The organism is Photobacterium sp. R1 (assembly GCF_054600795.1).
Map to the genome: position 1 here is coordinate 1 of NZ_BAAHZP010000175.1, position 385 is coordinate 385.

Here is a 385-nt window from a genome sequence, read left to right on the forward strand (position 1 = left end):
CGTTATTTTGCATGATCTGAATCTGGCGCTGCGTTTTGCCACGCACGTGGTGGCGTTGAAGCAAGGGCGCATTGCCTTCCCCGGCCCGAAAGAGGTTTTACTGGATGAGCCAAGACTGTCTGCACTGTATGAGACGGACATTAAACTCATTGATCATCCGGTTAATTCCGAACATCTGACGGGTCAGAAAGTCGCTGTAGTGTGTGAATAACAGTGGTCTGTGAATAGCAGTTGCATGAAAAACAGAGAAGTTGTCGTTTTATGTTGAAGAAATGGTTGAAAGAAATGGCCCCGATGACACGAATGAGTAAAGGGGTTGCCTTGGCAGCCTGCCTGTTCTCTGGCCAGGTGTTTGCCGACATCACTGTCACCGACAGCAGAGGTG

Annotated in this window: 1 pseudogene; it reads left to right on the top strand. The window is 49.4% G+C overall.

Annotated elements, in window-relative coordinates:
* Positions 1–211 (top strand): annotated as a pseudogene (locus ACYP03_RS24545) (ABC transporter ATP-binding protein); the annotation flags it as partial.
* Positions 212–385: the final 174 nt, after the last annotated feature.